Origin of the sequence: Serratia sp. BNK-4, from assembly GCF_048685115.1 — a bacterium.
Lineage (GTDB): Bacteria > Pseudomonadota > Gammaproteobacteria > Enterobacterales > Enterobacteriaceae > Serratia > Serratia bockelmannii.
Window position 1 is genome coordinate 43,471 of record NZ_JBLQTM010000001.1, and the last position, 23,878, is coordinate 67,348.

The following is a 23,878-nucleotide window of genomic DNA, read 5'->3' on the forward strand; positions in this document are numbered from 1 at the left end:
ACTTACTAAGGAATGTAAGGAATCTCTATGAAACTGAACAAAATTATGATTGCAGCGGTATTGGCCTTCGGCGCTTCTTCTATGATGGCCCAGGCAGCTAACACCGGTAAGGTTCACTTTGAAGGTTCTATTGCGAAAGCTGCATGTTCAATGGATCAGAAGAGCGTTGAGCAAACTGTAAAAATGGGCCAAATCGGCGACTCCAGCCTGCTGAATGGCCGTGATTCCGCTGTTAAGACTCCGTTCGATATTGTGCTGAGAGACTGTATTTTGCCTGACGCTCCTACTGAGACGGCGATGACGATCACTTTCAACGGTCTTAAAGGTGTTAAAGACGATATGCTGCAATTCGGTCCAATGAGCACCGCTAAAAACGCCGGTGTCGTTATCTCTCATGGCGCGGACACTGTTAAGCTGGGTACGCCAATTAACATTGGTGTACTGAAAGCGGGCGCAGATACTGAATATACTCTGAATTTCACCTCTCACCTGCGTGGTAATGGAGACGATAAAAATAAACCAATTCAAGCCGGTACCTTCTTCAGTACTGCTAACTTCATTGTAAATTATAACTAATCGATTTACGACAGGTTGAATAATTATAGCATGCGGGACTAGCCCGTATGCTTTTTCCCCGAATGGATTCCTGTTTGCAAGGGATAATCTCTATGGCCCTTATTGGCAAAAATGTAGTGGCGCCTTCCCTATTGGTCGCGATTTTTACGGCCCAGACGATGCCGGCAACGGCTTCGGTTATTGGCTGGGGAAGAGTCAATATGGAAGGCGCTATTGTCAACGCGGCCTGCGCCCTTGAAGCGGCCAGCCGTGATCAAACCATCGATATGAAAATTTTGCCGGTGGAACAAATTACCCGTGATGGGCACGGGCTGACCCGCCCCTTTACGCTGAAGCTGGTGAACTGCGGGCTGGCAGGGGAAAACAGTACCAATACCGGGCGCCAGCATTTCCGCATGATATTTGACGGTAATGCGGAAGGAAAAAACTTCGGCGTCATCGGCGATGCCCGTGGCGTGGCGTTACGCATTGTCGATAGCATCGGCACAGATATTTACCCTGGGGTGCCGATGTCAATAGAAAATACCCTAACAAAAGATTATCGATTGAATTATTCAATGCAGCTGGTGGCTAACAGCCAGGTATTGCGCGCAGGGGATTACCGCTCCGCCATTCGTTTTAAATTGGATTACTACTGATTATAAATAAGTTAAAGGTTGGCGGGATCATGGATGCGAGAAAATTTAAATCGGGGGCGCTCCCGTTAAGTTTATTAGGGATATGTATTTCTCTGGCTCTCTGCGGCCTGGCGTTGCCGGGACGGGCGGATGATGCAATTCAGTTCAACACTGACATCCTGGATATCAACGATCGTAAAAATATCGATCTCGGCCGCTTTGCCAAAGGCGCCTTTATTATGCCGGGCAAGTACAGCATGACGGTAGTGGTGAACAAGCAGCCATTGGATGAGCAGCCGGTGGTTTTCTATCCGCCGGAAAACGATCCCGATGGCAGTGCGGCCTGCGTCTCGCCGGAGCTGGTTGAAAAACTGGGCCTTAAAACCGAGTTTCTCAAGCAGCTGCGCTGGTGGCATAACGAGCAGTGCCTAGATCTGAGCAGCCTCAAGGGCATCGAGGCCAGGGGCGATCTGGCGGTGTCGGCGCTGTATCTGAACATTCCCCAGGCCTATTTAGAGTACTCCTCGCCGGATTGGGATCCGCCGGCGCGCTGGGATAACGGCATTCCCGGCCTGCTGCTGGACTACAACCTGAACGGCCAGGTGCAGCAGAATAGCAACGGCGGCGGCCAGACGCAGCGCCTGGGCGGTAATGGTGCGGTGGGCGCCAACCTGGGCGCCTGGCGGCTGCGGGCCGATTGGCAGACCAGTCTCAATCACCAGACCGGCTCGGGGGAATCGAGCCAGAGAACGTTTGACTGGAGCCGCTATTACGCTTTCCGCGCGTTGCCGCAGTGGGGCGCGCGCCTGGCGTTGGGAGAGGATTCGCTGCAGAGCAACCTCTTCGACAGCTTCCGCTTTACCGGCTTCAGCCTGATGTCGGACGACAACATGCTGCCGCCCAACCTGCGCGGCTATGCGCCGGAGGTGACCGGCATCGCCAAAACCAACGCCAAAGTCACCATCAGCCAGCAGGGGCGCGTGCTGTATGAGGCGCAGGTCGCCGCCGGGCCGTTCCGCATCCAGGATCTGAGCGATTCGGTGATGGGCAAGCTGGACGTCAAGGTTGAGGAACAAGACGGCAGCGTGCAGCAGTTTCAGGTGGACACAGCCAGCATTCCTTATCTGACGCGCCCTGGCATGGTGCGCTTCAAGTTCGCCGGTGGTCGGCCGTCGAACTGGGAGCACCAGGTGCAGGGGCCAACCTTTGCCACCGGTGAATTCTCCTGGGGGGTCAGCAACGGTTGGTCGCTGTACGGCGGGGCTATCGCCGGTGGCGATTATAACGCGCTGTCGCTGGGGCTGGGGCGCGATCTGCTGGTGCTCGGCGCGCTGTCGTTTGATACCACATATTCGCGGGCCAGATTGCCGATTGACGACGGCACCAAAAAAGGCGGCTCGTACCGTTTGAGCTATTCGAAAAGCTTTGATGAATACGACAGTCAGATCACCTTCGCCGGTTATCGCTTCTCGGAAGAAAATTTTATGACCATGAGCGAATACCTGGACGCGCGTTATCACGGCTTGCGGAACGGCAAAAGCCGAGAAATGTACACCATCACCTTTAACAAGCAGTTCCGCGATCTGGGGGTCAGTACCTATCTCAACTACGACCACCAGACTTACTGGGATAAGCCGACCGACGAACGCTACAGCCTGGCGCTGTCGCGCTATTTCAACCTGGGATCGTGGAAAAACCTGAGCGCCTCACTCTCGGCTTATCGCAACAAGTCCAGAGGGACCAACGACGACGGCATGTATCTGAGCCTGACGGTGCCGTGGGGAGAAGATACCAACCTCAGCTACAGCAGTTCGTGGAACCGTAACAATAACAACCAGCGGGTGGGCTACTACCAACGGTTGGATGAACACAACAACTATCAGCTGACCGCCGGCAGCTCGCGCAACGGCGGCTCCGCCAGCGCGTTTTACAGCCACGACGGCGACGCGGCGCGTATCGACGCCAACGCGAGTTATCAGGGGGGCCAGTACTCCGCGTTCGGCATGAGCCTGCTGGGCGGGGCCACGCTTACCGCCCAGGGGGCGGCGCTGCACCGTAGCGGAAGCTTCGGTGGTACCCGCCTGATGCTGGACACCGATGGCGTGGCCGGGGTGCCGGTACGTGGCTATGGCGCCACGAGCCGCACCAACATGTTTGGCAAAGCGGTGGTGACGGACGTCGGCAACTTTTACCGCAGCCGGGCGAGCATCGATCTGACCAACTTATCGGACGAGGCTGAAGCGACGCAGTCGGTGGTGCAGGCGACGCTCACCGAAGGGGCCATTGGCTACCGGCGCTTCAACGTGATTTCCGGCCAGAAAGCGATGGCGGTGATCCGCCTGGCGGACGGCAGCACGCCGCCGTTTGGCGCCGAGGTGTTCAACCGCCGCAGGCAGCAGACCGGGATTGTGAATGACGGCGGCAGCGTTTACCTCAGCGGTATCCGCGCCGGTGAACAAATGACGGTGCATTGGGAAGGGAAGGCGCAATGCGAAATCGATCTGCCGGCGTTGCGCACGGATGTTGCTCTGAGCGATCTGCTGCTGCCGTGCCGGCGCGTGGCCGCAGGCAGTGAAGGCCAGGCAGATGCCCCGGAAAACCCGTAAATGCAATTTTTGACCAAATGGAAGCTTATTATGCGAAACAACACTGTAAAAACGCTGTCGGTAGCCGGCCTGCTAACCACCACCTTGCTGAGCGGCCAGGCGCAGGCCGCTATCGCGCTGGATCGCACCCGCGTGATTTTAAACGGCGGCGATAACTCGGCCAGTATGAGCATCACCAATAAAAACACCCAACTGCCTTATCTGGCTCAGGGCTGGCTGGAGAATGAGCAGGGTGAAAAAATCAACAGCCCGCTGATCGTGTTGCCGCCGGTGCAGCGGGTGGAGCCGGGCGCGCAAAGCCAGGTCAAGGTGCAGGCGCTGCCGGCCGCCAAGGCGCTGCCGCAGGATCGCGAGAGCCTGTTCTACTTCAACCTGCGCGAGATCCCGCCGAAGAGCAACAAGGCCAACACGCTGCAGATCGCGCTGCAGACCCGCATCAAGCTGTTCTACCGCCCGGCGGCGATCGTGCCGAACAAAAATGCCGCGTACAGCCCGTGGCAAGAGCAGTTGACGCTGACCCGCCAGGGCGCGGGCTTTAGGGCCAATAACCCGACCCCGTATTACATCACGCTGGTCGATGCCCGCAGCAGCAAGAGCGGTAAAACCGCCGCCGGTTTTGAACCGCTGATGGTGCCGCCGAAAGGCAGCGTGGCGTTAGGCGCCACTGGCCTGGGCAATGCACCGGTGCTGACTTATGTCAATGACTATGGCGGCCGCCCGGATCTGACCTTCAAGTGTGGCACCGGTGATTGTCAGGTGGTGCCTGAGAAGCAAGGATAATCGGCGCCGGCAGCGGCGTTCCATCAGTTGAAGCGGCAGGGAAACTAATGCAAATAATCGATAGCGGCTGCAATAGCCAGGAGAGAGGCGCTTTAACGCGACGGGCAGGCCAGGCGGCGTTATTGGCGCTGGTTTTGCTGACGAATCGGGCAGAGTCAGGTAACCACGGCATGCTGTTTGTGCATGGCGCGCTGACCGAAGGCGCCTGCCGGCTGGAGATGTCTTCGGCCTACCAGGATATCTGGCTGGGCGAAACCACCACGAGCAGCCTGGCGGCGCCCGGCAACCGCACGCAGCCGGTGGCCTTCCAACTGCGCTTGCGTGACTGCACGCGCATGGGGGCGGCCATCAGAGACACTCGCCTGGGTTACCGGCTGTGGGATGCCTACCAGCCGGCAGTAACGGTGAGCTTCACCGCCCCGGCCGATGCGGATAACCCGCAGCTGGTGCAGGTGCAGGGCGCCGAAGGCCTGGGGCTGCGGCTGTTGGATGCGGATAACCGCGATGTGCGGCTGGGCAGCCGCAGCCGGCCGCAGCTGCTGGCGCTGGGCGATAACGGGCTGCAGTTTTATGTGATGGCGGAGCGCACGCGTGCGCCGCTGTTGGCGGGCGCCTACCGCGCGGCGATCGATTTCCGGCTGAACTATGACTGAGGTGGACGGTATGGGCGATACAGGGCGACGCACGCTGGCCATCGGCGGCGAATATCTCCTTCTGGGCTGTGCGCTGGCGGCCAGCACCGCTGCCGCTTCGGCGCTCACCCTGCTGGCGGTGCTGAGTTTTGGCCAGCTGGCGCAGGCCGCCACGGTGAATGTCACGGTGAAAGGTGAAGTGCTCGCGAAACCAAAGTGTGAAATCAACGGCGGCAATGACATCGATGTGCCCTTCGGCGAACTGAATATCGCAGACATTGACGGCGTCAACTACGGCAAGAAAAAGATCCCCTATAGCGTGAGCTGCAGCGGCGATACCTCCGGCTCGAACGGAAATATGAAAGTGTCATTGCAGGGCGAGAACTCAAATTTTGGCGTCGGTTTGCTGCGCACCCGCGAGAAGGAAGATTTGGCGATCAAGCTGCTGTTCGAAAATGGCCAGCAGCTAAAGCTGAACGAGTGGCATAACTTTTTTTATCCCAATTATCCACTGCTCTATGCCGTACCGGTCAAGCGCGGCGGCGCCAAGTTGAGTGGCGGGAACTTTTCCAGTTCAGCCACATTATTAGTCGAGGTTCAATAAGGAGATGAAGATGAAATATATTCCAGGGCTGGCCGCCTTGGCCTGTATGGGGTTGCTGGCCAGCGGCGCGGCGCAGGCGATAAATGTGAACTTTACCGGTAAGCTGGTGGCGGCGCCCGACTGCGTCCTCAACACGGGTAAAGATATCAGCGTTGATTTTCAGGAAGTGGTGGGCACCAAGGTTGATGGTAAAACCTACAAGAAAATGCAGATCCCCTACACCGTCAGCTGTAGCGGCGGTTCACCAGGCAGCGGCCAGCTTAAGGTGATGCTGGGCTATACGACTGTCCCATGGGGCGATTACAGCTCGATCCAGGCCCAACCCCTCCAGCAATTTGCTAATTTCGGGTTGCGTATCATCGAAGGGGACGCGGATAAAACCTATGTGCCTAACACCAAGGTGGTGGTTGCCGATCAGAATAATCCGCCTAAGTTCTACGCCGTACCGATCGGCAAAGAGAACGCGGGTTTACCTGTGGGAAGTTTCACCGCGTCGGCAACCATGACCGCCATATATGAGTAAAACGTTAGACCGGCACCGAAGCTGCACTGCTCCGGTGCCGGGCTGCGGCAGCAATTAAAGCCGCCGCGTTATAAACGCGGTGGAAAGAGGCGCACCGACGGCACTTAACCGGCGGAATATTTTCGCCATTGGCGATGGTCGGATAAGCTATTTTTCCGGCAGGGTAACCAGATGAAAAAGATTTTTTTATTATTGCTAATCGTATTTTTCGGCGGCATGAATGCGGCCCGCGCCGCTAATTTTGAGGCCATTCCTCGTATAGAGCCTACAAGTGGATCCTATGCTTTTCTCTCTTTTACGTTTCTCCGTATTTTACCGGAGTCGCAGGAACCCAACCCATGTTATGGACAAAGAGACTGCATGTTATCTGTGGTGATGACCTTATCGAGCTCCCCACGTGCCTCTGTGGCGTTGGCTGAGGCCAACAGCAGCTGTAACACGGCGGATTGCAAGACCAGCACGAGCACGGCCAAAACCATGGGGGAGCTCGCGCCGTTAGTCAGGTATTTAGGGCGCAATGGGACGAACTCGACGAGAGATATAAACCAGGTTGGCAGCTGGCCTCTTCGACTCTGCTTCGGTGTGGCAATTAACGGTAGATGGAGTGGCGCTTTCGGCTGTGGCCCCGAAATACCCAAGACGAACAGTTGCGATATTCTTGACACTAACGCCATCGTTGACTTTGGCACATTCAGCAGCGATGTCACGGCCCGGCAGGCCACGGGAACCATCAAGATAAATTGTGCCAGCGAGGCTTACTTGCGCGTTAAGTTTAATTCCAATGTCACCAATATGCCGTTAAGCCAGGACGGGCGAATGACCGCCAGCCTGAAGTTTAGAGATCTGATCGCTGGCGTGGGCGAGAATTATGTCAAAGTGCCAGGCGGCAATAGAGAAATCTTTATCGATGGTGATCTCAGGAATAACAATACCTCGCATACCGGCCCGTTTTCTGTGCCTGTGGTGGCTATTGTTGAGATAATATGAAAGGTCATTCGATGAAAAGTGCTCTTTTATTTTTAATCGTGTTTTTTTGCAGCGTCAGCACGGCGAATGCCGCATACCACAACGCCACCACCATCATACGAAAAGGGGAGATCCCGGGATCTTTCCTTGTCACCACCACGCTAAATGACATTGGGCCGATACCCGATAGTAATATATGCAATGGCACGATAACTAGTACTGCGTACCCATGTGGTTACACTTTCGCTATCTACCCAATTGCCTCGAACGGATCTGTGGCTACTGCCAGGTTGATCACTGACTTGGTTGACCGACGCCCCCCTAACCAGTGTTCGACCAGTACTTGCAAGACAAATATAGCAACAGCCAAAACTATTGGGGAACTGGTGCCATTGATGAAGTACCGTGGCGGCTTTGGTATAGCCAAGACGGAACTGATCCGTCCCTATTTTGAACTTGAGGGTTTCAGATCATGTTTGTATTTTTCTAATTCTTCAGCGGTTGGGAATGGGTCTTCGGGGCGATTCGATTGCAGCCCACTTATCCCTCTGACGACAAGCTGCGATATTCTGGATACTGATGCCCTGGTCAATTTTGGAACGTTCGGCAACGACGTGGTAAGCCGGCAGGCCAGTGGTTCATTTAAAATTGACTGCTCCGGTGACAGCAGCGTGCGGGTCAAGTTTGCCTCCAATGTGACGAATATGTCACTCAGCCAGGATGGAAAGCTGACGGCCAGCCTGAAAGTGAGGAATTCAACCCCGGGTGCGAACAGTTTGGAAAGTTTTGTTAACGTGCGGGCCGGTACGCAAGAGATATTTATCGATGGCGATCTTAAAAATAATAATACCTCACATACGGGCCCGTTTTCTGCCTCGGTGGTGCTCATCGTAGAGGTGGCATAAAGTAATGTGCTATCGCGTGTATTAAATAAGTCATTAGTCAATGAGCAAGTGAATGAGATTATTGCCGTGTCGCTGCTTATTTGGTAAATGCGAAAAGAACATATGTGATATACGCATTCTCTTACCTGGCGATGTCATGGAGTGAGCCTGAACGACCCGCTATTTTCAGTCATACACTGTAAAAGCGAGAGACAAAGGGGCGGCGGAAGGTTATCGCCGGTACGAATTAATACTATGCCTACAGGAGGCTCAGGGAATGAAACCGATCAATATTGTGATTGATGACGAAAATCGCTATTTCGCTACCGGCTTGCGGTTAAGCATTGCGAAATATGCGCAGCAGTATAATAAAGTCGCGCATTTCCTGCGGCCAGGCAGCGATGAGCGGCCCGACATCGTGTTGACCTCGCAGCTCCGGCACGCCCGGCGTTGGACTGCCTATTCAAGGGCACACGTCGTCACCATTGAAGAAAGACAGACCCTTGTCGCTAGGCGAGCGAAGCGAGTGCTTTATCGAACCGACGATCAACAACGGCTGTTTACGCTATTGACCGATGCCCTGGCCAATCCCGGCCCGGCATGCCATTTTTCCGGACTGGTGCTGACCCCTCGTGAGCGGCAGGTTATCGGCTATATGCGGCGCGGGTTGGATCAATCGCAAACCGCCAGAATAATGGGGGTGAGCGTTAAAACGGTGCACAGCCATAAGCGTTCGGTAATGGGTAAGCTAATGTTAAACCGCAGCCATGATTTTATGTATTGGTTACTATCTCCAGAGGCAGAGTATTCCTAACCGTGATGGGGAATAATTATAATTATTCTCGTCTGTTATCTTTAGAACGCTAAAGGATAGTTGATTCTGATTAAAATCCATCAGGGAAATGTTAATTCTCGATTTATTCATTTATTAAATAACAAAAAGGGAAAATTATGAAAAAGACAGCGGCTTTACTTATTGGCGCTTGCATCATGATGGCATCTTATGCACATGCCGGTTTTAACGGCAATCAGAACGTGCAGGGCAATAATGGCAACGCCAGCGGCGCCGGCAATAGCGATTTTGGCCAATGCATCAATGGTCAAGGGAAAAATGGCGGGCAATGTGCGGGCAACACCAACACAGGCGCCAAGCCTAAAGAAAAAGATAAAGGCGAAGTCATGAATGCGATATGTGAATCGCCGTTTATGAAAAAATACTCGCCGCTATGCCAGTAATATTTATTTTTGAATGACAAGCAGGGTTATCCTCCCTGCTTTTTTTGTGACTGTTGATTAAATATCCTGTTGTTCCGAATCAGATCATAAGTTAGGTGAATTATTATCGTTGGCAGTGATGGTAGCTGTACGTAATTTACGTTGGGTATTATCTACACCAAGGGAAAGGTGAAGTGGATTTGTTTTATTTCGCGATATTCTTGTTCTGTTTAAGCATCTATTCATTCTATAAACATGCGCAGCGGATGAAGAAAAGGCAGTTATCTATTCAAGAACTTGGCCATTCTTCCCGTTGGTTGGCATTGCGACGTCATCATTGACGCTGCTACGCATTGCATGACGTAGCGTTTTTTACCAGAGAGTAAGTATCCGCCTCAACGAAATTGGGCATTGCTCGTCTAGCGTCGCCACTTTCACACCTAATGCCGAGAATGCGGCAATTCGCTTACCCTTGGCGCCAACGTTTTTGGGGGATGCAAGTAGAGAAGGGAGCATTCGCCTATGCCGCTGGCCCGCAGTGTAAGCTCCTTTGGCCGAATAATCGAACGCAGTTCGATGGAGAGTCCGTACCCCAGAAAGCGAAAAACCCGACATAGGCGGGTTCTTCTAAATAGGGCGACCGGACTCGGACAACCGGCGCTGGTGCCGTGTTGAATAGCGCTTTAGCGCTGGCCCGCAGGGTGAGGCCCTTGGCCGAATAATCGAACGCAGTTCGATGGAGAGTCCGTACCCCCAGAAAGCGAAAAACCGCCATAAGCGGGTTCTTCTGAATAGGGCGACCGGACTCGGACAACCGGCGCTGGCCCGTAGGGTGAGGCCTTTGGCCGAATAATCGAACGCAGTTCGATGGAGAGTCCGTACCCCAGAAAGCGAAAAACCCGCCATAGGCGGGTTCTTCTGAATATGGTGCCCGGACTCGGAATCGAACCAAGGACACGGGGATTTTCAATCCCCTGCTCTACCGACTGAGCTATCCGGGCAACGCGCAGCATTAAACCGTATTGGCCGAAAGCCGTCAACGGCTTTATGCGTTAAAGACGTTAAAATACCTCCGGTTGCTGGCTTTTCAGGCAAAGGGCGCAAAAAATGCGCCTGTTCTGGCTATCACCTTGGGTTGGCTGTGCCGCCAACCCTGCCGATTCAGCTCAACGCCCCGTTGCGGCGGCACTGCGCCACCTGCAAGATGTCTTCCGCCAGCCGTTTGGCGACCGATACGTCCTGGAGCTGGCGTTTTACCAGCAGTTTGCTCAGGCAGCCTTCCTGAATCAGCTCCATTTGCTGTGCCACCATGTCGGCGTCGTCGGCGTCCATGTCGCGCAGCAGTTCGCGGGTCAGCTCCAGTGAGGTCAGCTTTTGCTGCTCCGCCAGTTGGTGGATCGGATGATCCGTTTCCGGGAAGAAGCTGCAGGCGGCGATAAACAGGCAGCCGGGGTAGCGGTCTTGCTGCACGTATTCCGCCAGCACGTCATAGCGCGCCAGCAGCTTTTGCTGCGGGCTCAGGCTCTCGTCCAGCAGCAGCTGGCGGCGCCAGGTGTCGATCTGTTGGCCGTGGTAGCGCAGGCAGTCGTACAGCAGCGCTTCGCGATCTGGCCAGAACCGCTTGAGATCGCCGGGCTGAACGTCGAGTTTTTCCGCCAGCATCTCTAATGTGGCGGTCGCCAGGCCCTGTTGTTCCAACAGGCCCAGCGCGGTATCAAGGACGTGTTCACGTTGCACTTGTGCTTCCTCCTCTTCGGTTCAGAACCTCAGTGTTATTTATCACATCACTTTCTGCAAATGCGCGTTGAAGGCTGCCGCCTTCATAAAACCGGTGACCCGCTGTACTGTCAGTTCCTGGCCCGCCGGATCGAAGAACAGGATCGTCGGCAGCCCCAGCACCTGCAGATGCTTCAGCAGCGCCGCCTGTTCCGCACTGTTAGCGGTGACGTCCGCCTGCAGCAGCACCGCGTTGGCCAGGCTCGCCTGCACCGCGGCGTCGCTGAAGGTGTATTTCTCGAACTCTTTGCAAGCTACGCACCAGTCGGCGTATAGGTCCAGCATCACCGGTTTGCCCCGCGCCTGTTGCAGCGCGAGATCGAGCTGTTCGACGTTGTTGATGCGGGTAAAGGCCAGATGCGGTTGAGCCGCCTGCTGCGCCTGGTCGGTGCCGAAAGCCCAGTCCTGCAGCGGCCGCGCGGCGATCACCGCCACCGCCAGCAACAGCAATTGCAGGGCACGCGCCCAGCCGCGTGCGCTTCTTAGGCTCAGGGCGAAGGCCCAGCTGAAGAACGCCAGGCCGAGCAGGCTCCATAGGCGCATGCCCCACAGGTCGCCGATCACCCGCTCCAGCAGGAACACCGGTAGCGCCAGAATGACGAAGCCGAAGGCCTCTTTCACGTACTGCATCCACGGGCCGCTGCGCGGCAGCAGGCGGTTGCCGAACAGGGTGACGATCACCAGCGGAATGCCCATTCCCAGCGCGTACAGGTACAGCGTGCCGCCGCCGGCCCACAGATTACCGCTCTGGGCGATATACAGCAGGATGGCGCTGAGTGGCGCGGTGGTGCAGGGGGAACAGATCAGCCCGGCCAGGGCGCCCATCAGGAACACGCCGGTCAGTGAGCCGCCGCGCTGGGTGTTGCTCCAGTTTGCCAGCCGGGTTTGCAGCGCCGAGGGCAACTGCAGGGAATAGAGGCCGAACATCGACAGCGCCAGCGCGATGAACAGCGCCGACAGGCCAATCAGAACGTAAGGATGCTGCAGCGCCGCCTGGAACTGCAATCCGGCGGCGGCCACCACCAAGCCCAGCAGAGTGTAGGTGAGCGCCATGCCCTGCACGTAAACCACCGCCAGCGCCAGAATGCGGCCGCTGCTTTGCGGCCGGTCGCGGCCGAGGATGATGCCGGAGATCAGCGGGTACATCGGCAGTACGCACGGGGTGAAGGCGATACCGATGCCGATCAGCAATGCCCACAGCGGCGAGAACGGCAGGCTGGCCGGTGCGGCAGGGGCTTCAGCCGGCGCAGAGGCCGAGAGCGGCGCGGCGGCGGTGGCGCTGACCGCGTCCAGCGGGATGGTTCGGGTTTCCGGCGGATAGCAGAAGCCGGCCTCGGCGCAGCCCTGATAGGTGACGCTGAGGCTGGCGTTGGCCGCCGCCTGTTGCAGCGGCACCTGCAGATTCAGCTGCTGTTTGAAAATCGCCACTTCGCCGAAGAATTCATCCTTGTGGCTCAGCCCTTCGGGCAGGGTAAACGCGCCGAGCGTCGCCTGCTGCGGCACCAGTTTGATCTGCTGACGATACAGGTAGTAGCCGGGGCGGATCTGCCAGTTCAGCGTTACCTGGTTGCCTTGCTGTTTGAAATCGAAAGTGAAGGCCTGATCGACAGGCACGAACTGGCTGCCGCCCTTCGGCGCGAACAGCGAAGCCTGCGCCGCCTGCGGCAGGAAGCACAGGCTGCACAGCAGCAAAATCAGTTTAAGGAAGCGTTGATCCATAACAGGTAGTCTTTATCTCCGGCCATCACCGGCAAGACCAGCAGCTCGGGCGTCTGGTAGGGGTGATGTTGTTTCAGGGTGTCGAGCAGGGCTTGCTGACGGCGGCGATCGCTTTTGAACAGCATCTGCACTTCGTATTCCTGTTCCAGTTTCCCTTCCCAGTAATACAGCGAGGTGGCGCCGGGCAGCAGCGTGGCGCAGGCCGCCAGCTTATCGCCCAAGACCCGCGCCGCCAGTTCCTGGGCGCTGGCTTCATCGGGTGCGGTACAGAGTATGACGACAGCTTCGCAATCAGACATCTTCAGCCCTCTCATCGGTTTGAATGGGCACTATACCCTGAAGGCGGATTGGCTAGAAGGCGAGTTTATCGCCAGAAAGAAAACCGGGGCCGTAGCCCCGGTCGATGCCTTACAGCATGACGCTGCCGAGCAGGAAGCCGAATACCACCGCGAAGATCACGCCCATGGTGCCGGGAATGAAGAACGGATGGTTGAACACGAAGCGGCCGATGCGCGTGGTGCCGGTATCGTCCATCTGCACCGCGGCGACCAGCGTCGGGTAGGTCGGCAGGATGAACAGGCCGGAAACGGCCGCGAAGGAGGCGACGGCGGTCAGCGGCGACACGTTCAGCGCCAGCGCCATCGGCATCAGCGCCTTGGCGGTGGCGGCCTGCGAGTACAGCAGCGCCGAGCAGAAGAAGAAGATCACCGCCAGCAGCCACGGGTGCGCCTGAATGACGCTGCCGGCCGTCTCTTTGATCCAGTCGATGTTGGCCTGCACGAAAGTATCGCCCAGCCAGGCGACGCCGAGGATACAGATACAGGCGCTCATGCCGGCCTTGAAGGTGCTGGAGTTCAGCACCATGTCGGTGTCGACGCGGCACAGCAGGGTGGTCAGCGTGGCGACGCTCAGCATGATGATCAGGATGGCGTTGGTGGTGTTCATCAGCGGCTTGGCTACCAGGCCCAGGCCCGGGCTGTTGATGATGGCGTAGGCGACCACGCACAGCACGCCCAGCAGGAACAGCAGCACCGAGGTTTTGGCGCGCGGTTTGATCGCCAGCGCGTTGTTGCCGCGCAGGGTGATCAGGCCTTCTTCCAGGCGTTTCAGGTACACCGGATCGTTAGACAGCTTGGAGTCGAACAGCCAGGTCACCAGCAGCGACATCACCAGCACGGCGCAGAAGGTGGATGGGATCACCACCATCAACAGGTGCAGGTAGCTGACGCCGTGGCCTTCCATCACCGAAGACATGTACACCACCGCGGCGGAGATCGGCGAGGCGGTGATGGCGATCTGGGCGGAGACGACGGCGGTCGACAGCGGGCGGCAAGGCTTGATGCCCTGCTCTTTCGCCACCTCGGCGATCACCGGCAGCGCCGAGAGCGAGATGTTGCCGGTGCCGGCGAAGATGGTCAGGAAGTAAGTGACGATAGGGGCGAGAATGGTGATGTGTTTGGGGTTCTTGCGCAGCAGTTTTTCGGTCTGCTGCACCAGATAGTCCATCCCCCCGGCGACCTGCATCGCGGAGATCGCCGCGATCACCGCCATGATGATGGAAATCACGTCGAAGGGAATGCTGCCTGGCTTGACGCCGATCAGCGCCAGGACCAGAACGCCCAACCCCCCCGCGAACCCGATACCGATACCGCCCAACCTGGCCCCTAAAAAGATGGCCAGCAGAACGATAACCAATTCTACGGCTAGCATAGTGTTTACTCCTTAAAATGAGAGAAATTGAAAATCAAACGTTAAAATTTTGTGGGCGCCGGAAAGTAAAAAGGCACGCTATCCAGAGGATTTAGCGTGCCTTTCAGGGCTACCGGGTAGGTCTGTTATTGTTCATTTTCATCCGTATAGCGTTTAGCTTTATAAGCCGGGTGCATCAGGTTCTCCACGGAGAAGATGTCATCCAGCTCGGCTTCGGTCAGCAGGCCGCGTTCCAGCACCACTTCGCGCACGCTCTTGCCGGTTTCGGCGCAGATCTTCCCGACGATGTCACCGTTGTGGTGGCCAATGAACGGGTTCAGATAGGTGACGATACCGATCGAGTTGAAGACGTAGTGTTCGCAGACTTCTTTATTCGCGGTGATGCCGTTAATGCATTTTTCCAGCAGGTTGTAGCAGGCGTTGGTCAGGATGTGGATCGACTCGAACATCGCCTGGCCGATCACCGGCTCCATCACGTTCAGCTGCAGCTGGCCCGCTTCGGCCGCCATGGTAACGCAAGTGTCGTTGCCAATCACCTTGAAACACACCTGATTGACCACTTCCGGCACCACCGGGTTCACTTTGGCCGGCATGATGGACGACCCCGCCTGCAGCTCCGGCAGGTTGATTTCGTTCAGGCCGGCGCGCGGGCCGGAGGAGAGCAGGCGCAGGTCGTTACAGATTTTGGACAGTTTCACCGCCAGGCGTTTGAGTGCGCTGTGCACCATCACGTAGGCGCCGCAGTCGGAGGTGGCTTCGATCAGGTCTTCCGCCGGTACCACCGGCAGGCCGCTGACTTCCGCCAGTTTTTGCACCGCCAGCGGCTGATAGCCTTCCGGGGTGTTGAGCGCGGTGCCGATGGCGGTGGCGCCCAGGTTAACTTCCAGCAGCAGCTCCGCGGTGCGGTGCAGGTTGCGGGTCTCTTCGTTCAGCAGCACGCTGAAGGCGTGGAATTCCTGGCCGAGGGTCATCGGCACTGCGTCCTGCAGCTGGGTGCGGCCCATTTTCAGGATGGTTTCGAACTCTTTCGCCTTGCGATCGAAGCCTTCACGCAGCTGGTTGATGGCGTCGATCAGTTTCTGGTTGGAGGCGTACACCGCGATGCGGAACCCGGTCGGGTAGGCGTCGTTGGTGGACTGGCACTTATTGAGGTGATCGTTCGGGTTCAGGTACTGGTATTCGCCTTTTTGATGGCCCATCAGCTCCAGGCCGATGTTCGCCAGCACTTCGTTGGTGTTCATGTTCAGCGAGGTGCCTGCGCCGCCCTGGAACACGTCCACCGGGAACTGATCCATGCACTTGCCTTTATCCAGCACCTCGTCGCAGGCCTGGATGATCACGTCGGCGATTTTGCGTGGGATGGTTTTGAGTTCTTTGTTGGCCATCGCCGCGGCCTTTTTCACCATCACCATGCCGCGAACGAACTCGGGGACATCGCTGATTTTGCTGTTGCTGATGTAGAAGTTTTCAATCGCACGCAGAGTGTGAACTCCGTAGTAAGCGTCTGCGGGGACTTCACGTGTTCCTAACAGGTCTTCTTCGATACGAATGTTGTTTGACATGAGAACCTTCTCTATGTGTTGCTGCCGAATTAATAATTTGTCAGGTCAAGGCTAGTAAGGGCACAGCCTAAATTAATGTTGCCGAAGGCTTGGGGCGTGAAACGATTAACCAAATCGCCCGTTGCTGCCCAGATCATATGCTGGTTGATAAGAAATGACTGAATCCAGATCACCTTATGGTGTTTAAGGATATGCCCTTTTCCGGTTCTGTGACTTCTTTCACGTTTGTGAACTTTAGCAATAAAAACCGGCTCTCGGTTGAAATGGTGGGGGGATGCCCTCATTGTAATGGTGTCGGCCGTTTACGGCCTCTTTTTTCGCGCCGTCGCCCCGTGGCGGCCGTGCCTTACCTACCGATAGGAGAACCAGGTGCGCTGGTTACCGCTACTGCTGATATTTCTGCTGGCTTACATAGAAATATCCATCTTTATCAAAGTCGCCGCCGTGCTCGGCGTGGCTGTCACCCTGCTGCTGGTGGTGTTCAGCTCCTGCGTCGGCATTTCGCTGGTGCGCAATCAGGGCATGAAAACCTTCGTGCAGATGCAGCAAAAACTGGCGGCCGGCGAAAGCCCGGCGGCGGAAATGGTGAAAAGCGTTTCGCTGGTGCTGGCGGGCTTCCTGCTGCTGATACCGGGCTTCTTCACCGACTTCCTCGGCCTGTTGCTGCTGCTGCCGCCGGTGCAAAAATCGCTGACGCTGAAGCTGATGCCGCACCTGTCGGTGTATCGCCCCGGCGGTTGGACGGGCGGCGACGCCGCCAACGGCAATACCTTCGACGGCGAATTCCAGCGCAAGGACGACGAACGCCCGGTGCTGGAACACCGCCCGGACGAGGATCGCAAACCTCACGATCGTTAAGCAAACGCGGCTCAGGCCGCGTTTTTCATCTCTGCGGCACTCGCCGAACCGAAAATGCGAAATTTTTTTTGTTCGCCCCCTTGAAGGGGGCTGGAACGCCCCCATCTCAAATGCCACGAGGCCGGTAATAACAACCATCCGGTGTACAACCCTAAATCTGATAGAGACCTTCTTACAGGAGAGCGTTCAATGAGTATTCGTCCATTGCATGACCGCGTTATCGTCAAGCGCAAAGAAGTTGAATCAAAATCTGCTGGCGGCATCGTCCTGACTGGCTCTGCTGCGGGTAAATCCACTCGCGGTGAAGTGGTTGCAGTGGGTAAAGGGCGTGTGCTGGAAAACGGCAACATCCAACCGCTGGATGTGAAAGTTGGCGATATCGTGATTTTCAACGACGGCTACGGCGTGAAAGCAGAGAAGATCGACAATGAAGAAGTGTTGATCATGTCCGAAAGCGACATTCTGGCAATTGTTGAAGCGTAATTGCGCTTTATCTTCTGAACTGAACGAGTTGAAGGGAAATACCAATGGCAGCTAAAGACGTAAAATTCGGCAATGACGCTCGCGTGAAAATGCTCCGCGGCGTGAATGTTCTCGCTGATGCAGTAAAAGTGACCCTGGGCCCGAAAGGCCGCAACGTAGTGCTGGATAAATCTTTCGGCGCACCGACCATCACCAAAGACGGCGTTTCCGTTGCGCGTGAAATCGAACTGGAAGACAAGTTCGAGAACATGGGCGCACAGATGGTGAAAGAAGTGGCCTCCAAAGCGAACGACGCGGCGGGCGACGGCACCACCACTGCAACCGTACTGGCTCAATCCATCATCACCGAAGGCCTGAAAGCGGTTGCTGCAGGCATGAACCCGATGGATCTGAAGCGCGGCATCGACAAAGCGGTTGTCGCTGCGGTTGAAGAACTGAAAAAACTGTCCGTACCTTGCTCCGATTCCAAAGCTATCGCTCAGGTCGGCACCATCTCCGCCAACTCCGACGAAACCGTGGGTAAACTGATCGCGGAAGCGATGGAGAAAGTGGGCAAAGAAGGCGTTATCACCGTTGAAGAAGGCACCGGCCTGCAAGACGAGCTGGACGTGGTTGAAGGTATGCAGTTCGACCGCGGTTACCTGTCTCCATACTTCATCAACAAGCCGGAAACCGGTTCTGTTGAGCTGGAAAGCCCGTTCATCCTGCTGGCCGACAAGAAGATCTCCAACATCCGCGAAATGCTGCCGGTGCTGGAAGCCGTTGCCAAAGCAGGCAAACCGCTGCTGATCATCGCTGAAGACGTAGAAGGCGAAGCGCTGGCGACCCTGGTGGTCAACACCATGCGCGGCATCGTGAAAGTGGCTGCCGTTAAGGCGCCTGGCTTCGGCGACCGTCGTAAAGCCATGCTGCAGGACATCGCTACCCTGACTGCCGGTACCGTTATCTCTGAAGAGATCGGTCTGGAACTGGAAAAAGCCACCCTGGAAGATCTGGGTCAGGCGAAACGCGTTGTCATCAACAAAGACACCACCATCATCATCGATGGCGTGGGCGACGAAGCGACCATCCAGGGCCGCGTTGCTCAAATTCGTCAGCAGATCGAAGAAGCGACCTCTGACTACGATCGTGAAAAACTGCAGGAGCGCGTAGCGAAACTGGCCGGCGGCGTTGCCGTTATCAAGGTTGGCGCAGCCACTGAAGTTGAAATGAAAGAGAAGAAAGCCCGCGTTGAAGACGCCCTGCACGCAACCCGCGCCGCAGTGGAAGAAGGCGTGGTTGCCGGCGGCGGCGTCGCGCTGATCCGCGTTGCAGGCAAAATCGCCTCGCTGAAAGGCGACAACGAAGACCAGAACGTGGGTATCAAAGTTGCGCTGCGCGCAATGGAAGCCCCTCTGCGTCAGATCGTGGTCAACGCCGGTGAAGAAGCTTCCGTTATCGCCAACCAGGTGAAAGCGGGCGAAGGCAGCTACGGCTACAACGCTTACTCTGAAGAATACGGCGACATGATCGCGATGGGTATCCTGGATCCAACCAAAGTGACCCGTTCTGCTCTGCAGTACGCGGCTTCCGTGGCTGGCCTGATGATCACCACCGAATGCATGGTCACCGACCTGCCGAAGGCTGACGCACCGGATCTGGGCGCAGCAGGCGGCATGGGTGGCATGGGCGGCATGGGCGGCATGATGTAATCATCCCCCACACGCTTGTGTGCTGAGAACCCCGGTCAACTGACCGGGGTTTTTTTTAGCTTAAAAATCAATTAAAAGGATGTTTTGTTAGCTTGTTATTAGTTTGGTGAATGAATAATTGCATTATTTTGTTTTTACCCTAAACCGTTGTCGTTTCGTACCGATATAGCCCCTACCAGGCGGGGAATTTCCCCTCGCCGGTGTGACTGTCAACGGAGACGACTTATGCTGAAAAATATGAAAATAGCCACCTGGCTGATGATGATGCTGTTGCTGCTGGGCTTGATGCCCATGGGAACTGGCGCCATTGCCTTCTATTTCATGCAGCAAAACGGCCACAGTATCGACAGGATGAGCACCTTCTCCGACGAGGAAGCGGCGCTGAACCGCAGTTGGCGTGCTTTGCTGCAAACGCAGACGCTGATCGACAACATGGCGTTCGAGCGCTGGGCGCAGACCAGCAGAGCCGATATTCAGCAGGGTATCGATGAGGCGCGAGGTGAGCTGCGCAGCGCCGACGTCGCGTTCAACCTGTTTTGGGAGACGCCGGGCCTGACGGTATCGCGCCCGGATCTGGGCGAGGCGATGAAAAAGGTTTACCTGGCGCAGCAGGCGGTGCTGAAGCAAGAACTGACGCTGTTGGCCGACACGCCACAGACGGCGCTGATCGAGCGGCTGCACGCCATGGCGGCAGAGAAGCGCCAGGTGCGCCAGCGGCTGGATAACCAGTTTGCCGACTACATGCGGGCCACGGTGGCCGCCCACCGTCTGGCAGTGGAAGAGGCGGAGCAGACCCAAAAAGTCTTCGCCCGCCTGCTGAGCGGCACCCTGGCAGCGATCCTGTTGCTGCTGGTCGCCGTGCAGCGTGATTTCCGCCGGCGCTTGATTCTGCCGCTGCGCCAGATCGCCGAACACTTGCAAAAGGTTGGGCGCGGCGATCTACGCAGCGAGATCGCGGTACGCAACAACAATGAGATCGGCATGCTGTTCGCCAGCCTACGGACGATGCAGCAGGAGCTGAGTGCGACCGTGCAGCAGGTGCGTGACGGTGTGGAGTCGATCAACCACGGTACGCACGAGATCGCCGTCGGCAACGCCGATCTCTCCAGCCGCACCGAAGAACAAGCCAGCGCGCTGACGGAAACCGCCGCCAGCATGGAGCAGATTACCGCCACGGTGCGGCAAAACGCCGATAACGCCACTCAGGCCGCCGGCATGGTCAATCAGACCGCCGGCATTGCCCGCAACGGCGAAACGCTGATGGCCAGCGCGATCGACAAGATGCGGGCGATCAACGACAGCGCGCGTCAGGTGGGGGATATTACCAGCGTGATCGACGGCATCGCCTTCCAGACCAACATTCTGGCGCTGAACGCCGCCGTCGAGGCCGCACGTGCCGGGGAGCAGGGGCGGGGTTTTGCGGTGGTAGCCGGCGAAGTGCGCAATCTGGCGCAGCGCTGCGCGACTTCGGCCAAGGAGATCAGCGGTCTGGTCGACGGCGTAACCGGCGATATCGCCGCCGGCGTGCGGCTGGTGGAACAGGCGGGCGAGACGATGAATGCCATCGTCGGCTCGGTGAACCAGGTGACGTCGCTGATGGATAACATCTCCTATGCGTCGGAAGAGCAAAGCAAAGGCATCGAGCAGGTCGGGGTGGCGGTGACCCAGATGGATCAGGTGACCCAGCAGAACGCCGCGCTGGTGGAGGAGGTGGCGACCACCGCCGTCGGCGTGGAGGAACAGGCGGCCCTGCTGGCGCAGGCGGTGGCGGTATTCAAACTGGCGGAGGGGGAACCGCGCCAGGGCGACGTGGAGGCGCAGGCATCGGCGGCCGTTGCCGGTTGGGTATAACGCCGCCGCACTGTATTTGATGATATTTTTGCCGCCCGGGGCGATTTAGCTGGTAAACTGGTAAGTCATCAGCTGTCGCTCAAGACGTTGGCCCGCTCGCGCGGCAACGGATGCTTAAGAGATGGCATCGCTTTCTGATATACCCTATGAATTTCAAGTTGTAGCTAGGCGGCCAGCTCGTGAGTCCCCAGGCGCTTACTTGAGTAAGTAACTGGGGTGAGCGAGCGCAGTCAACAACGCTACAGCTTGAAAGGCGACGGGTAGAAGATTTTGCGTAATTCTCAACATCGAATGGGGAACAAGATGCGGATTAAAGCCTTACTGGGTCTTTCGGCAGCGATGCTGCTGGCGGGTTGCAGCACCACTCATGAACTGACCGCTGCGGGTCAGCAGATCAAGTTCACCGACAGCAAGCCGGCGGCGGAATGCCAGCTGCTGGGGGAAGTGACCGGCACCCAGAGCAACTGGCTGTCCGGCAACGGCGGTGAAGGCAGCTCCATGCGCGGTGCGGCCAACGATCTGCGCAACAAGGCGGCGGCCATGGGCGGCAACGTGATCTACGGCGCCAACAGCCCGAGCCAGAATCTGCTCTCCAGCTTCGCACCGCTGGACAGCAAAATGGTCGGCCAGGTTTACAAGTGCCCGTAAGGCGCTGAGACCGCAGTCGCAAAGAGATAAAAAAGAGGAATGCCACGGCATTCCTCTTTTTCGTTACGGCATTTGGCGCACGTCACTCCGGCATCAGGCGCAGGTCGATCGGCGTTTTGCTCGGTTCGCCGCCCACTTCACGCGTCAGGCGCGGCACCAGATAACCGGACACCTTGCTCAGCAGCGCCTGCATGATGACGCGCGCTTCATCGTCGCTGACCATGAAGTGCGCCGCGCCCTGCACCTTGTCCAGCACGTGGATGTAGTAAGGCAGGATACCGGCGTCGAACAGCGCGTTGCTGAGCGCCGCCAGCGTGTCGGCATGGTCGTTGACGTCGCGCAGCAGCACGCTCTGGTTGAGCAGCGTGACGCCGGCGAGGCGCAGCTGCGCCATGGCGCTTTGCAGGTCGCGGTCAATTTCGTTGGCGTGGTTGATGTGCGTGACCATCAGCACCTGCAGGTGCGAGGCCGACAGCAGGCGGCACAGCGCTGGCGTAATGCGCGCCGGGATCACCACCGGCAGACGGGTGTGAATGCGCAGGCGTTTCAGGTGCGAAATGGCCTCCAGCTCGCCGACCAGCCACTCCAGCTCGCTGTCTTTGGCCATCAGCGGATCGCCGCCGGAAAAAATGATCTCGTCCAGTTCCGGGTGTTGGCGGATATAATCCAGCGCCTGCCGCCAGTTGTTCTTGTTGCCCTGATTATCCTGATAGGGGAAGTGACGGCGGAAACAGTAACGGCAGTTGACCGCACAGCCGCCTTTGACCAGCAGCAGCGCGCGATTGCGGTATTTGTGCAGCAGGCCCGGCACCACGCTGCGCTGTTCATCCAGCGGATCGGTGGTGAACCCTGGGGCGTTGATGAACTCCTCTCTGGCGGTCAGCACCTGGCGCAGCAGCGGGTCGTTGGCATCGCCGGGGCGCATGCGCGCAGCGAAGGCGCGCGGCACGCGCAGGGCAAACAGCCGACGGGCATCGCGCCCCTGCGGCAGTTCCGGGTGCGTATTCAGTGACAAAAGCTGCAGTAATTCATCGGGATCGGTAATAACATCGGCGAGTTGATGCAACCAATCTTCTCTATGTGCCGTACTTTGGGTTATAATGTGTGCCATTTTTTTGGCTAAGCTACCAGTTCAAATATTCAGAGGGCCATCATGGCGACTTATTCTAGCAACGATTTCCGTCCGGGTCTTAAAATCATGTTCGAGGGCGAACCTTACGCCGTCGAAGCCAGTGAGTTCGTTAAGCCGGGCAAAGGCCAGGCGTTCGCGCGCGTGAAAATGCGTCGTCTGCTGACCGGCACCCGCGTGGAAAAAACCTTCAAGTCTACCGATTCTTGCGAAGGCGCAGACGTGATGGACACCAACATGAACTACCTGTACAGCGACGGTGAGTTCTACCACTTCATGCACCCTGAGTCTTTCGAACAGCATCAGGTTGACGGCAAAACCGTCGGCGACGCGGCCAAATGGCTGCAGGATAACGCAGAGTGCATCATCACCCTGTGGGATGGCCGTCCAATCGCCGTTCAGCCGCCGAACTTCATCGAAGCGGAAATCACCGATACCGATCCTGGCCTGAAAGGCGATACCGCAGGGACTGGCGGCAAGCCGGCTACCCTGAGCACCGGCGCCGTGGTGAAAGTGCCGTTGTTCGTCCAGATCGGCGAAGTGATCAAGGTTGACACTCGCTCTGGCGAATACGTCTCTCGCGTTAAATAAGTTTCAAAACAGAGGAACCCACGCGGTTCCTCTGTTTTATCCCATCCCCGTTCGTTGGCAGAAAATCCGCATGTTCAAGAAAACGTTGTTGGCCGTGCTCTCCCTGTTGTTCCTTTTCTCCCTCAGCAGTTGCAATACGTTTCGCGGTTTCGGCGAAGACGTTCAGCATCTCGGCGGCGCCATCTCCCGCACGGCCAGCTGATCCCCGTCTTTAACCCGATGTATTTGCGCCACAAAGCCGGTCACGATCCCACACCCTCCGTCAATTTTGACTACGCTTAGAAAGCCGTACTTTTTCATCAACGACAAATAAGGACTTTCTTATGCTGAAGAAAAGTATTATCGCGATCTTCTCTTTGATGATTTTGAGCTCGCTGACCGCCTGCAATACCACCCGCGGTGTGGGTGAAGACATTCAGGCCGGCGGCAAGGCTATTCAGCGCAGCGCGGAATAATC

At 57.1% G+C, this 23,878-nt stretch carries 26 protein-coding genes and 1 tRNA gene; 19 read left to right on the forward strand and 8 right to left on the reverse strand.

What is annotated here, in order from left to right:
• Positions 1–27: 27 nt before the first annotated feature.
• The 8 genes from ACMGGW_RS00145 to ACMGGW_RS00180 all read left to right on the forward strand — a co-directional run bounded on the left by ACMGGW_RS00145 (position 28) and on the right by ACMGGW_RS00180 (position 7,325).
• Positions 28–576, forward strand: coding sequence for a fimbrial protein (locus ACMGGW_RS00145; RefSeq protein WP_025304976.1), 549 nt, complete (start codon positions 28–30; stop codon positions 574–576).
• 92 nt (positions 577–668) lie between these two features.
• Positions 669–1,214 (forward strand): fimbrial protein, encoded by a 546-nt coding sequence (locus ACMGGW_RS00150; protein WP_025304977.1) that lies wholly within the window; start codon positions 669–671, stop codon positions 1,212–1,214.
• Between the two features lie 29 nt (positions 1,215–1,243).
• On the forward strand, positions 1,244–3,799 hold the full coding sequence (locus ACMGGW_RS00155; protein ID WP_025304978.1) for an outer membrane usher protein: 2,556 nt from the start codon (positions 1,244–1,246) through the stop codon (positions 3,797–3,799).
• A 30-nt stretch (positions 3,800–3,829) separates the two neighbouring features.
• Positions 3,830–4,579 (forward strand): fimbria/pilus periplasmic chaperone, encoded by a 750-nt coding sequence (locus ACMGGW_RS00160; protein ID WP_025304979.1) that lies wholly within the window; start codon positions 3,830–3,832, stop codon positions 4,577–4,579.
• Between the two features lie 47 nt (positions 4,580–4,626).
• Positions 4,627–5,232, forward strand: coding sequence for a fimbrial protein (locus ACMGGW_RS00165; protein ID WP_025304980.1), 606 nt, complete (start codon positions 4,627–4,629; stop codon positions 5,230–5,232).
• A 10-nt stretch (positions 5,233–5,242) separates the two neighbouring features.
• Positions 5,243–5,815 (forward strand): fimbrial protein, encoded by a 573-nt coding sequence (locus ACMGGW_RS00170; protein ID WP_197832095.1) that lies wholly within the window; start codon positions 5,243–5,245, stop codon positions 5,813–5,815.
• 10 nt (positions 5,816–5,825) lie between these two features.
• Complete coding sequence (locus ACMGGW_RS00175; protein WP_025304982.1) at positions 5,826–6,338, forward strand: fimbrial protein; 513 nt, start codon at positions 5,826–5,828, stop codon at positions 6,336–6,338.
• 171 nt (positions 6,339–6,509) lie between these two features.
• Positions 6,510–7,325, forward strand: coding sequence for a hypothetical protein (locus ACMGGW_RS00180; RefSeq protein WP_154219763.1), 816 nt, complete (start codon positions 6,510–6,512; stop codon positions 7,323–7,325).
• Positions 7,326–7,329: 4 nt separating this feature from the next.
• On the opposite strand, the gene ACMGGW_RS00185 is transcribed toward ACMGGW_RS00180, so the two are convergent.
• Positions 7,330–7,476: a hypothetical protein gene (locus tag ACMGGW_RS00185; RefSeq protein ID WP_167324736.1), complete on the reverse strand. Its 147-nt coding sequence runs from the start codon at positions 7,474–7,476 to the stop codon at positions 7,330–7,332.
• 223 nt (positions 7,477–7,699) lie between these two features.
• Here ACMGGW_RS00185 and ACMGGW_RS00190 point away from each other — a divergent pair, with 223 nt between their 5' ends.
• The 3 genes from ACMGGW_RS00190 to ACMGGW_RS00200 all read left to right on the forward strand — a co-directional run bounded on the left by ACMGGW_RS00190 (position 7,700) and on the right by ACMGGW_RS00200 (position 9,424).
• Complete coding sequence (locus ACMGGW_RS00190; protein ID WP_167324737.1) at positions 7,700–8,209, forward strand: hypothetical protein; 510 nt, start codon at positions 7,700–7,702, stop codon at positions 8,207–8,209.
• A gap of 256 nt (positions 8,210–8,465) precedes the next feature.
• Complete coding sequence (locus ACMGGW_RS00195; protein ID WP_167324738.1) at positions 8,466–9,002, forward strand: helix-turn-helix transcriptional regulator; 537 nt, start codon at positions 8,466–8,468, stop codon at positions 9,000–9,002.
• Between the two features lie 137 nt (positions 9,003–9,139).
• Complete coding sequence (locus ACMGGW_RS00200) at positions 9,140–9,424, forward strand: hypothetical protein (RefSeq protein WP_154219765.1); 285 nt, start codon at positions 9,140–9,142, stop codon at positions 9,422–9,424.
• A gap of 904 nt (positions 9,425–10,328) precedes the next feature.
• Here the strand turns inward: ACMGGW_RS00200 and ACMGGW_RS00205 are convergent.
• The 6 genes from ACMGGW_RS00205 to aspA all read right to left on the reverse strand — a co-directional run bounded on the left by ACMGGW_RS00205 (position 10,329) and on the right by aspA (position 16,170).
• A tRNA-Phe gene (locus ACMGGW_RS00205) sits at positions 10,329–10,404 on the reverse strand.
• Positions 10,405–10,564: 160 nt separating this feature from the next.
• Complete coding sequence (gene dicD / locus ACMGGW_RS00210) at positions 10,565–11,140, reverse strand: division control transcriptional repressor DicD (protein WP_004929655.1); 576 nt, start codon at positions 11,138–11,140, stop codon at positions 10,565–10,567.
• Positions 11,141–11,182: 42 nt separating this feature from the next.
• Positions 11,183–12,898 (reverse strand): protein-disulfide reductase DsbD, encoded by a 1,716-nt coding sequence (locus ACMGGW_RS00215; protein ID WP_197832096.1) that lies wholly within the window; start codon positions 12,896–12,898, stop codon positions 11,183–11,185.
• Entirely contained in the window at positions 12,874–13,197 is a 324-nt protein-coding gene (cutA, locus tag ACMGGW_RS00220; protein ID WP_004929657.1) for a divalent cation tolerance protein CutA, read from the reverse strand. Before cutA ends, ACMGGW_RS00215 begins: the two co-directional genes overlap by 25 nt.
• 109 nt (positions 13,198–13,306) lie before the next feature.
• Positions 13,307–14,608: an anaerobic C4-dicarboxylate transporter gene (locus ACMGGW_RS00225; RefSeq protein WP_016929379.1), complete on the reverse strand. Its 1,302-nt coding sequence runs from the start codon at positions 14,606–14,608 to the stop codon at positions 13,307–13,309.
• Positions 14,609–14,733: 125 nt separating this feature from the next.
• Entirely contained in the window at positions 14,734–16,170 is a 1,437-nt protein-coding gene (gene aspA / locus ACMGGW_RS00230; protein ID WP_004929659.1) for an aspartate ammonia-lyase, read from the reverse strand.
• Between the two features lie 369 nt (positions 16,171–16,539).
• On the opposite strand from aspA, the gene ACMGGW_RS00235 reads away from it, so the two are divergent.
• The 5 genes from ACMGGW_RS00235 (at position 16,540) to ACMGGW_RS00255 (ending at position 21,701) form a co-directional block, all read left to right on the forward strand.
• Positions 16,540–17,028, forward strand: a complete 489-nt coding sequence (locus ACMGGW_RS00235) for an FxsA family protein (protein WP_004929660.1) — start codon at positions 16,540–16,542, stop codon at positions 17,026–17,028.
• A 189-nt stretch (positions 17,029–17,217) separates the two neighbouring features.
• Entirely contained in the window at positions 17,218–17,511 is a 294-nt protein-coding gene (locus ACMGGW_RS00240; protein WP_004929661.1) for a co-chaperone GroES, read from the forward strand.
• A 44-nt stretch (positions 17,512–17,555) separates the two neighbouring features.
• A complete protein-coding gene (gene groL, locus ACMGGW_RS00245; protein ID WP_025305005.1) occupies positions 17,556–19,202 on the forward strand; it encodes a chaperonin GroEL in 1,647 nt (548 codons plus the stop codon).
• A 225-nt stretch (positions 19,203–19,427) separates the two neighbouring features.
• Positions 19,428–21,053, forward strand: a complete 1,626-nt coding sequence (locus tag ACMGGW_RS00250; protein WP_197832097.1) for a methyl-accepting chemotaxis protein — start codon at positions 19,428–19,430, stop codon at positions 21,051–21,053.
• Positions 21,054–21,356: 303 nt separating this feature from the next.
• Positions 21,357–21,701: a DUF4156 domain-containing protein gene (locus ACMGGW_RS00255; protein ID WP_025305007.1), complete on the forward strand. Its 345-nt coding sequence runs from the start codon at positions 21,357–21,359 to the stop codon at positions 21,699–21,701.
• An 82-nt stretch (positions 21,702–21,783) separates the two neighbouring features.
• Here the strand turns inward: ACMGGW_RS00255 and epmB are convergent, their stop codons facing one another.
• A complete protein-coding gene (gene epmB / locus ACMGGW_RS00260; protein WP_197819431.1) occupies positions 21,784–22,812 on the reverse strand; it encodes an EF-P beta-lysylation protein EpmB in 1,029 nt (342 codons plus the stop codon).
• A gap of 42 nt (positions 22,813–22,854) precedes the next feature.
• On the opposite strand from epmB, the gene efp reads away from it, so the two are divergent.
• The 3 genes from efp (at position 22,855) to ACMGGW_RS00275 (ending at position 23,876) form a co-directional block, all read left to right on the forward strand.
• Positions 22,855–23,421: an elongation factor P gene (gene efp, locus ACMGGW_RS00265; protein ID WP_004929666.1), complete on the forward strand. Its 567-nt coding sequence runs from the start codon at positions 22,855–22,857 to the stop codon at positions 23,419–23,421.
• A gap of 70 nt (positions 23,422–23,491) precedes the next feature.
• Entirely contained in the window at positions 23,492–23,623 is a 132-nt protein-coding gene (locus ACMGGW_RS00270; RefSeq protein WP_004929667.1) for an entericidin A/B family lipoprotein, read from the forward strand.
• 121 nt (positions 23,624–23,744) lie between these two features.
• A complete protein-coding gene (locus ACMGGW_RS00275; protein WP_004929668.1) occupies positions 23,745–23,876 on the forward strand; it encodes an entericidin A/B family lipoprotein in 132 nt (43 codons plus the stop codon).
• The last annotated feature ends 2 nt before the right edge of the window (positions 23,877–23,878 follow it).

Bases quoted from the DNA above. Each gene is read 5' to 3' on its own strand.
- ACMGGW_RS00145 (WP_025304976.1), top strand. From the start codon at position 28: ATGAAACTGAACAAAATTATGATTGCAGCGGTATTGGCCTTCGGCGCT.
- ACMGGW_RS00150 (WP_025304977.1), top strand. From the start codon at position 669: ATGGCCCTTATTGGCAAAAATGTAGTGGCGCCTTCCCTATTGGTCGCG.
- ACMGGW_RS00155 (WP_025304978.1), top strand. From the start codon at position 1,244: ATGGATGCGAGAAAATTTAAATCGGGGGCGCTCCCGTTAAGTTTATTA.
- ACMGGW_RS00160 (WP_025304979.1), top strand. From the start codon at position 3,830: ATGCGAAACAACACTGTAAAAACGCTGTCGGTAGCCGGCCTGCTAACC.
- ACMGGW_RS00165 (WP_025304980.1), top strand. From the start codon at position 4,627: ATGCAAATAATCGATAGCGGCTGCAATAGCCAGGAGAGAGGCGCTTTA.
- ACMGGW_RS00170 (WP_197832095.1), top strand. From the start codon at position 5,243: ATGGGCGATACAGGGCGACGCACGCTGGCCATCGGCGGCGAATATCTC.
- ACMGGW_RS00175 (WP_025304982.1), top strand. From the start codon at position 5,826: ATGAAATATATTCCAGGGCTGGCCGCCTTGGCCTGTATGGGGTTGCTG.
- ACMGGW_RS00180 (WP_154219763.1), top strand. From the start codon at position 6,510: ATGAAAAAGATTTTTTTATTATTGCTAATCGTATTTTTCGGCGGCATG.
- ACMGGW_RS00185 (WP_167324736.1), bottom strand. From the start codon at position 7,476: ATGTCATTTAGCGTGGTGGTGACAAGGAAAGATCCCGGGATCTCCCCT.
- ACMGGW_RS00190 (WP_167324737.1), top strand. From the start codon at position 7,700: ATGAAGTACCGTGGCGGCTTTGGTATAGCCAAGACGGAACTGATCCGT.
- ACMGGW_RS00195 (WP_167324738.1), top strand. From the start codon at position 8,466: ATGAAACCGATCAATATTGTGATTGATGACGAAAATCGCTATTTCGCT.
- ACMGGW_RS00200 (WP_154219765.1), top strand. From the start codon at position 9,140: ATGAAAAAGACAGCGGCTTTACTTATTGGCGCTTGCATCATGATGGCA.
- ACMGGW_RS00215 (WP_197832096.1), bottom strand. From the start codon at position 12,898: ATGGATCAACGCTTCCTTAAACTGATTTTGCTGCTGTGCAGCCTGTGC.
- cutA (WP_004929657.1), bottom strand. From the start codon at position 13,197: ATGTCTGATTGCGAAGCTGTCGTCATACTCTGTACCGCACCCGATGAA.
- ACMGGW_RS00225 (WP_016929379.1), bottom strand. From the start codon at position 14,608: ATGCTAGCCGTAGAATTGGTTATCGTTCTGCTGGCCATCTTTTTAGGG.
- aspA (WP_004929659.1), bottom strand. From the start codon at position 16,170: ATGTCAAACAACATTCGTATCGAAGAAGACCTGTTAGGAACACGTGAA.
- ACMGGW_RS00240 (WP_004929661.1), top strand. From the start codon at position 17,218: ATGAGTATTCGTCCATTGCATGACCGCGTTATCGTCAAGCGCAAAGAA.
- groL (WP_025305005.1), top strand. From the start codon at position 17,556: ATGGCAGCTAAAGACGTAAAATTCGGCAATGACGCTCGCGTGAAAATG.
- ACMGGW_RS00250 (WP_197832097.1), top strand. From the start codon at position 19,428: ATGCTGAAAAATATGAAAATAGCCACCTGGCTGATGATGATGCTGTTG.
- ACMGGW_RS00255 (WP_025305007.1), top strand. From the start codon at position 21,357: ATGCGGATTAAAGCCTTACTGGGTCTTTCGGCAGCGATGCTGCTGGCG.
- epmB (WP_197819431.1), bottom strand. From the start codon at position 22,812: ATGGCACACATTATAACCCAAAGTACGGCACATAGAGAAGATTGGTTG.
- efp (WP_004929666.1), top strand. From the start codon at position 22,855: ATGGCGACTTATTCTAGCAACGATTTCCGTCCGGGTCTTAAAATCATG.
- ACMGGW_RS00270 (WP_004929667.1), top strand. From the start codon at position 23,492: ATGTTCAAGAAAACGTTGTTGGCCGTGCTCTCCCTGTTGTTCCTTTTC.
- ACMGGW_RS00275 (WP_004929668.1), top strand. From the start codon at position 23,745: ATGCTGAAGAAAAGTATTATCGCGATCTTCTCTTTGATGATTTTGAGC.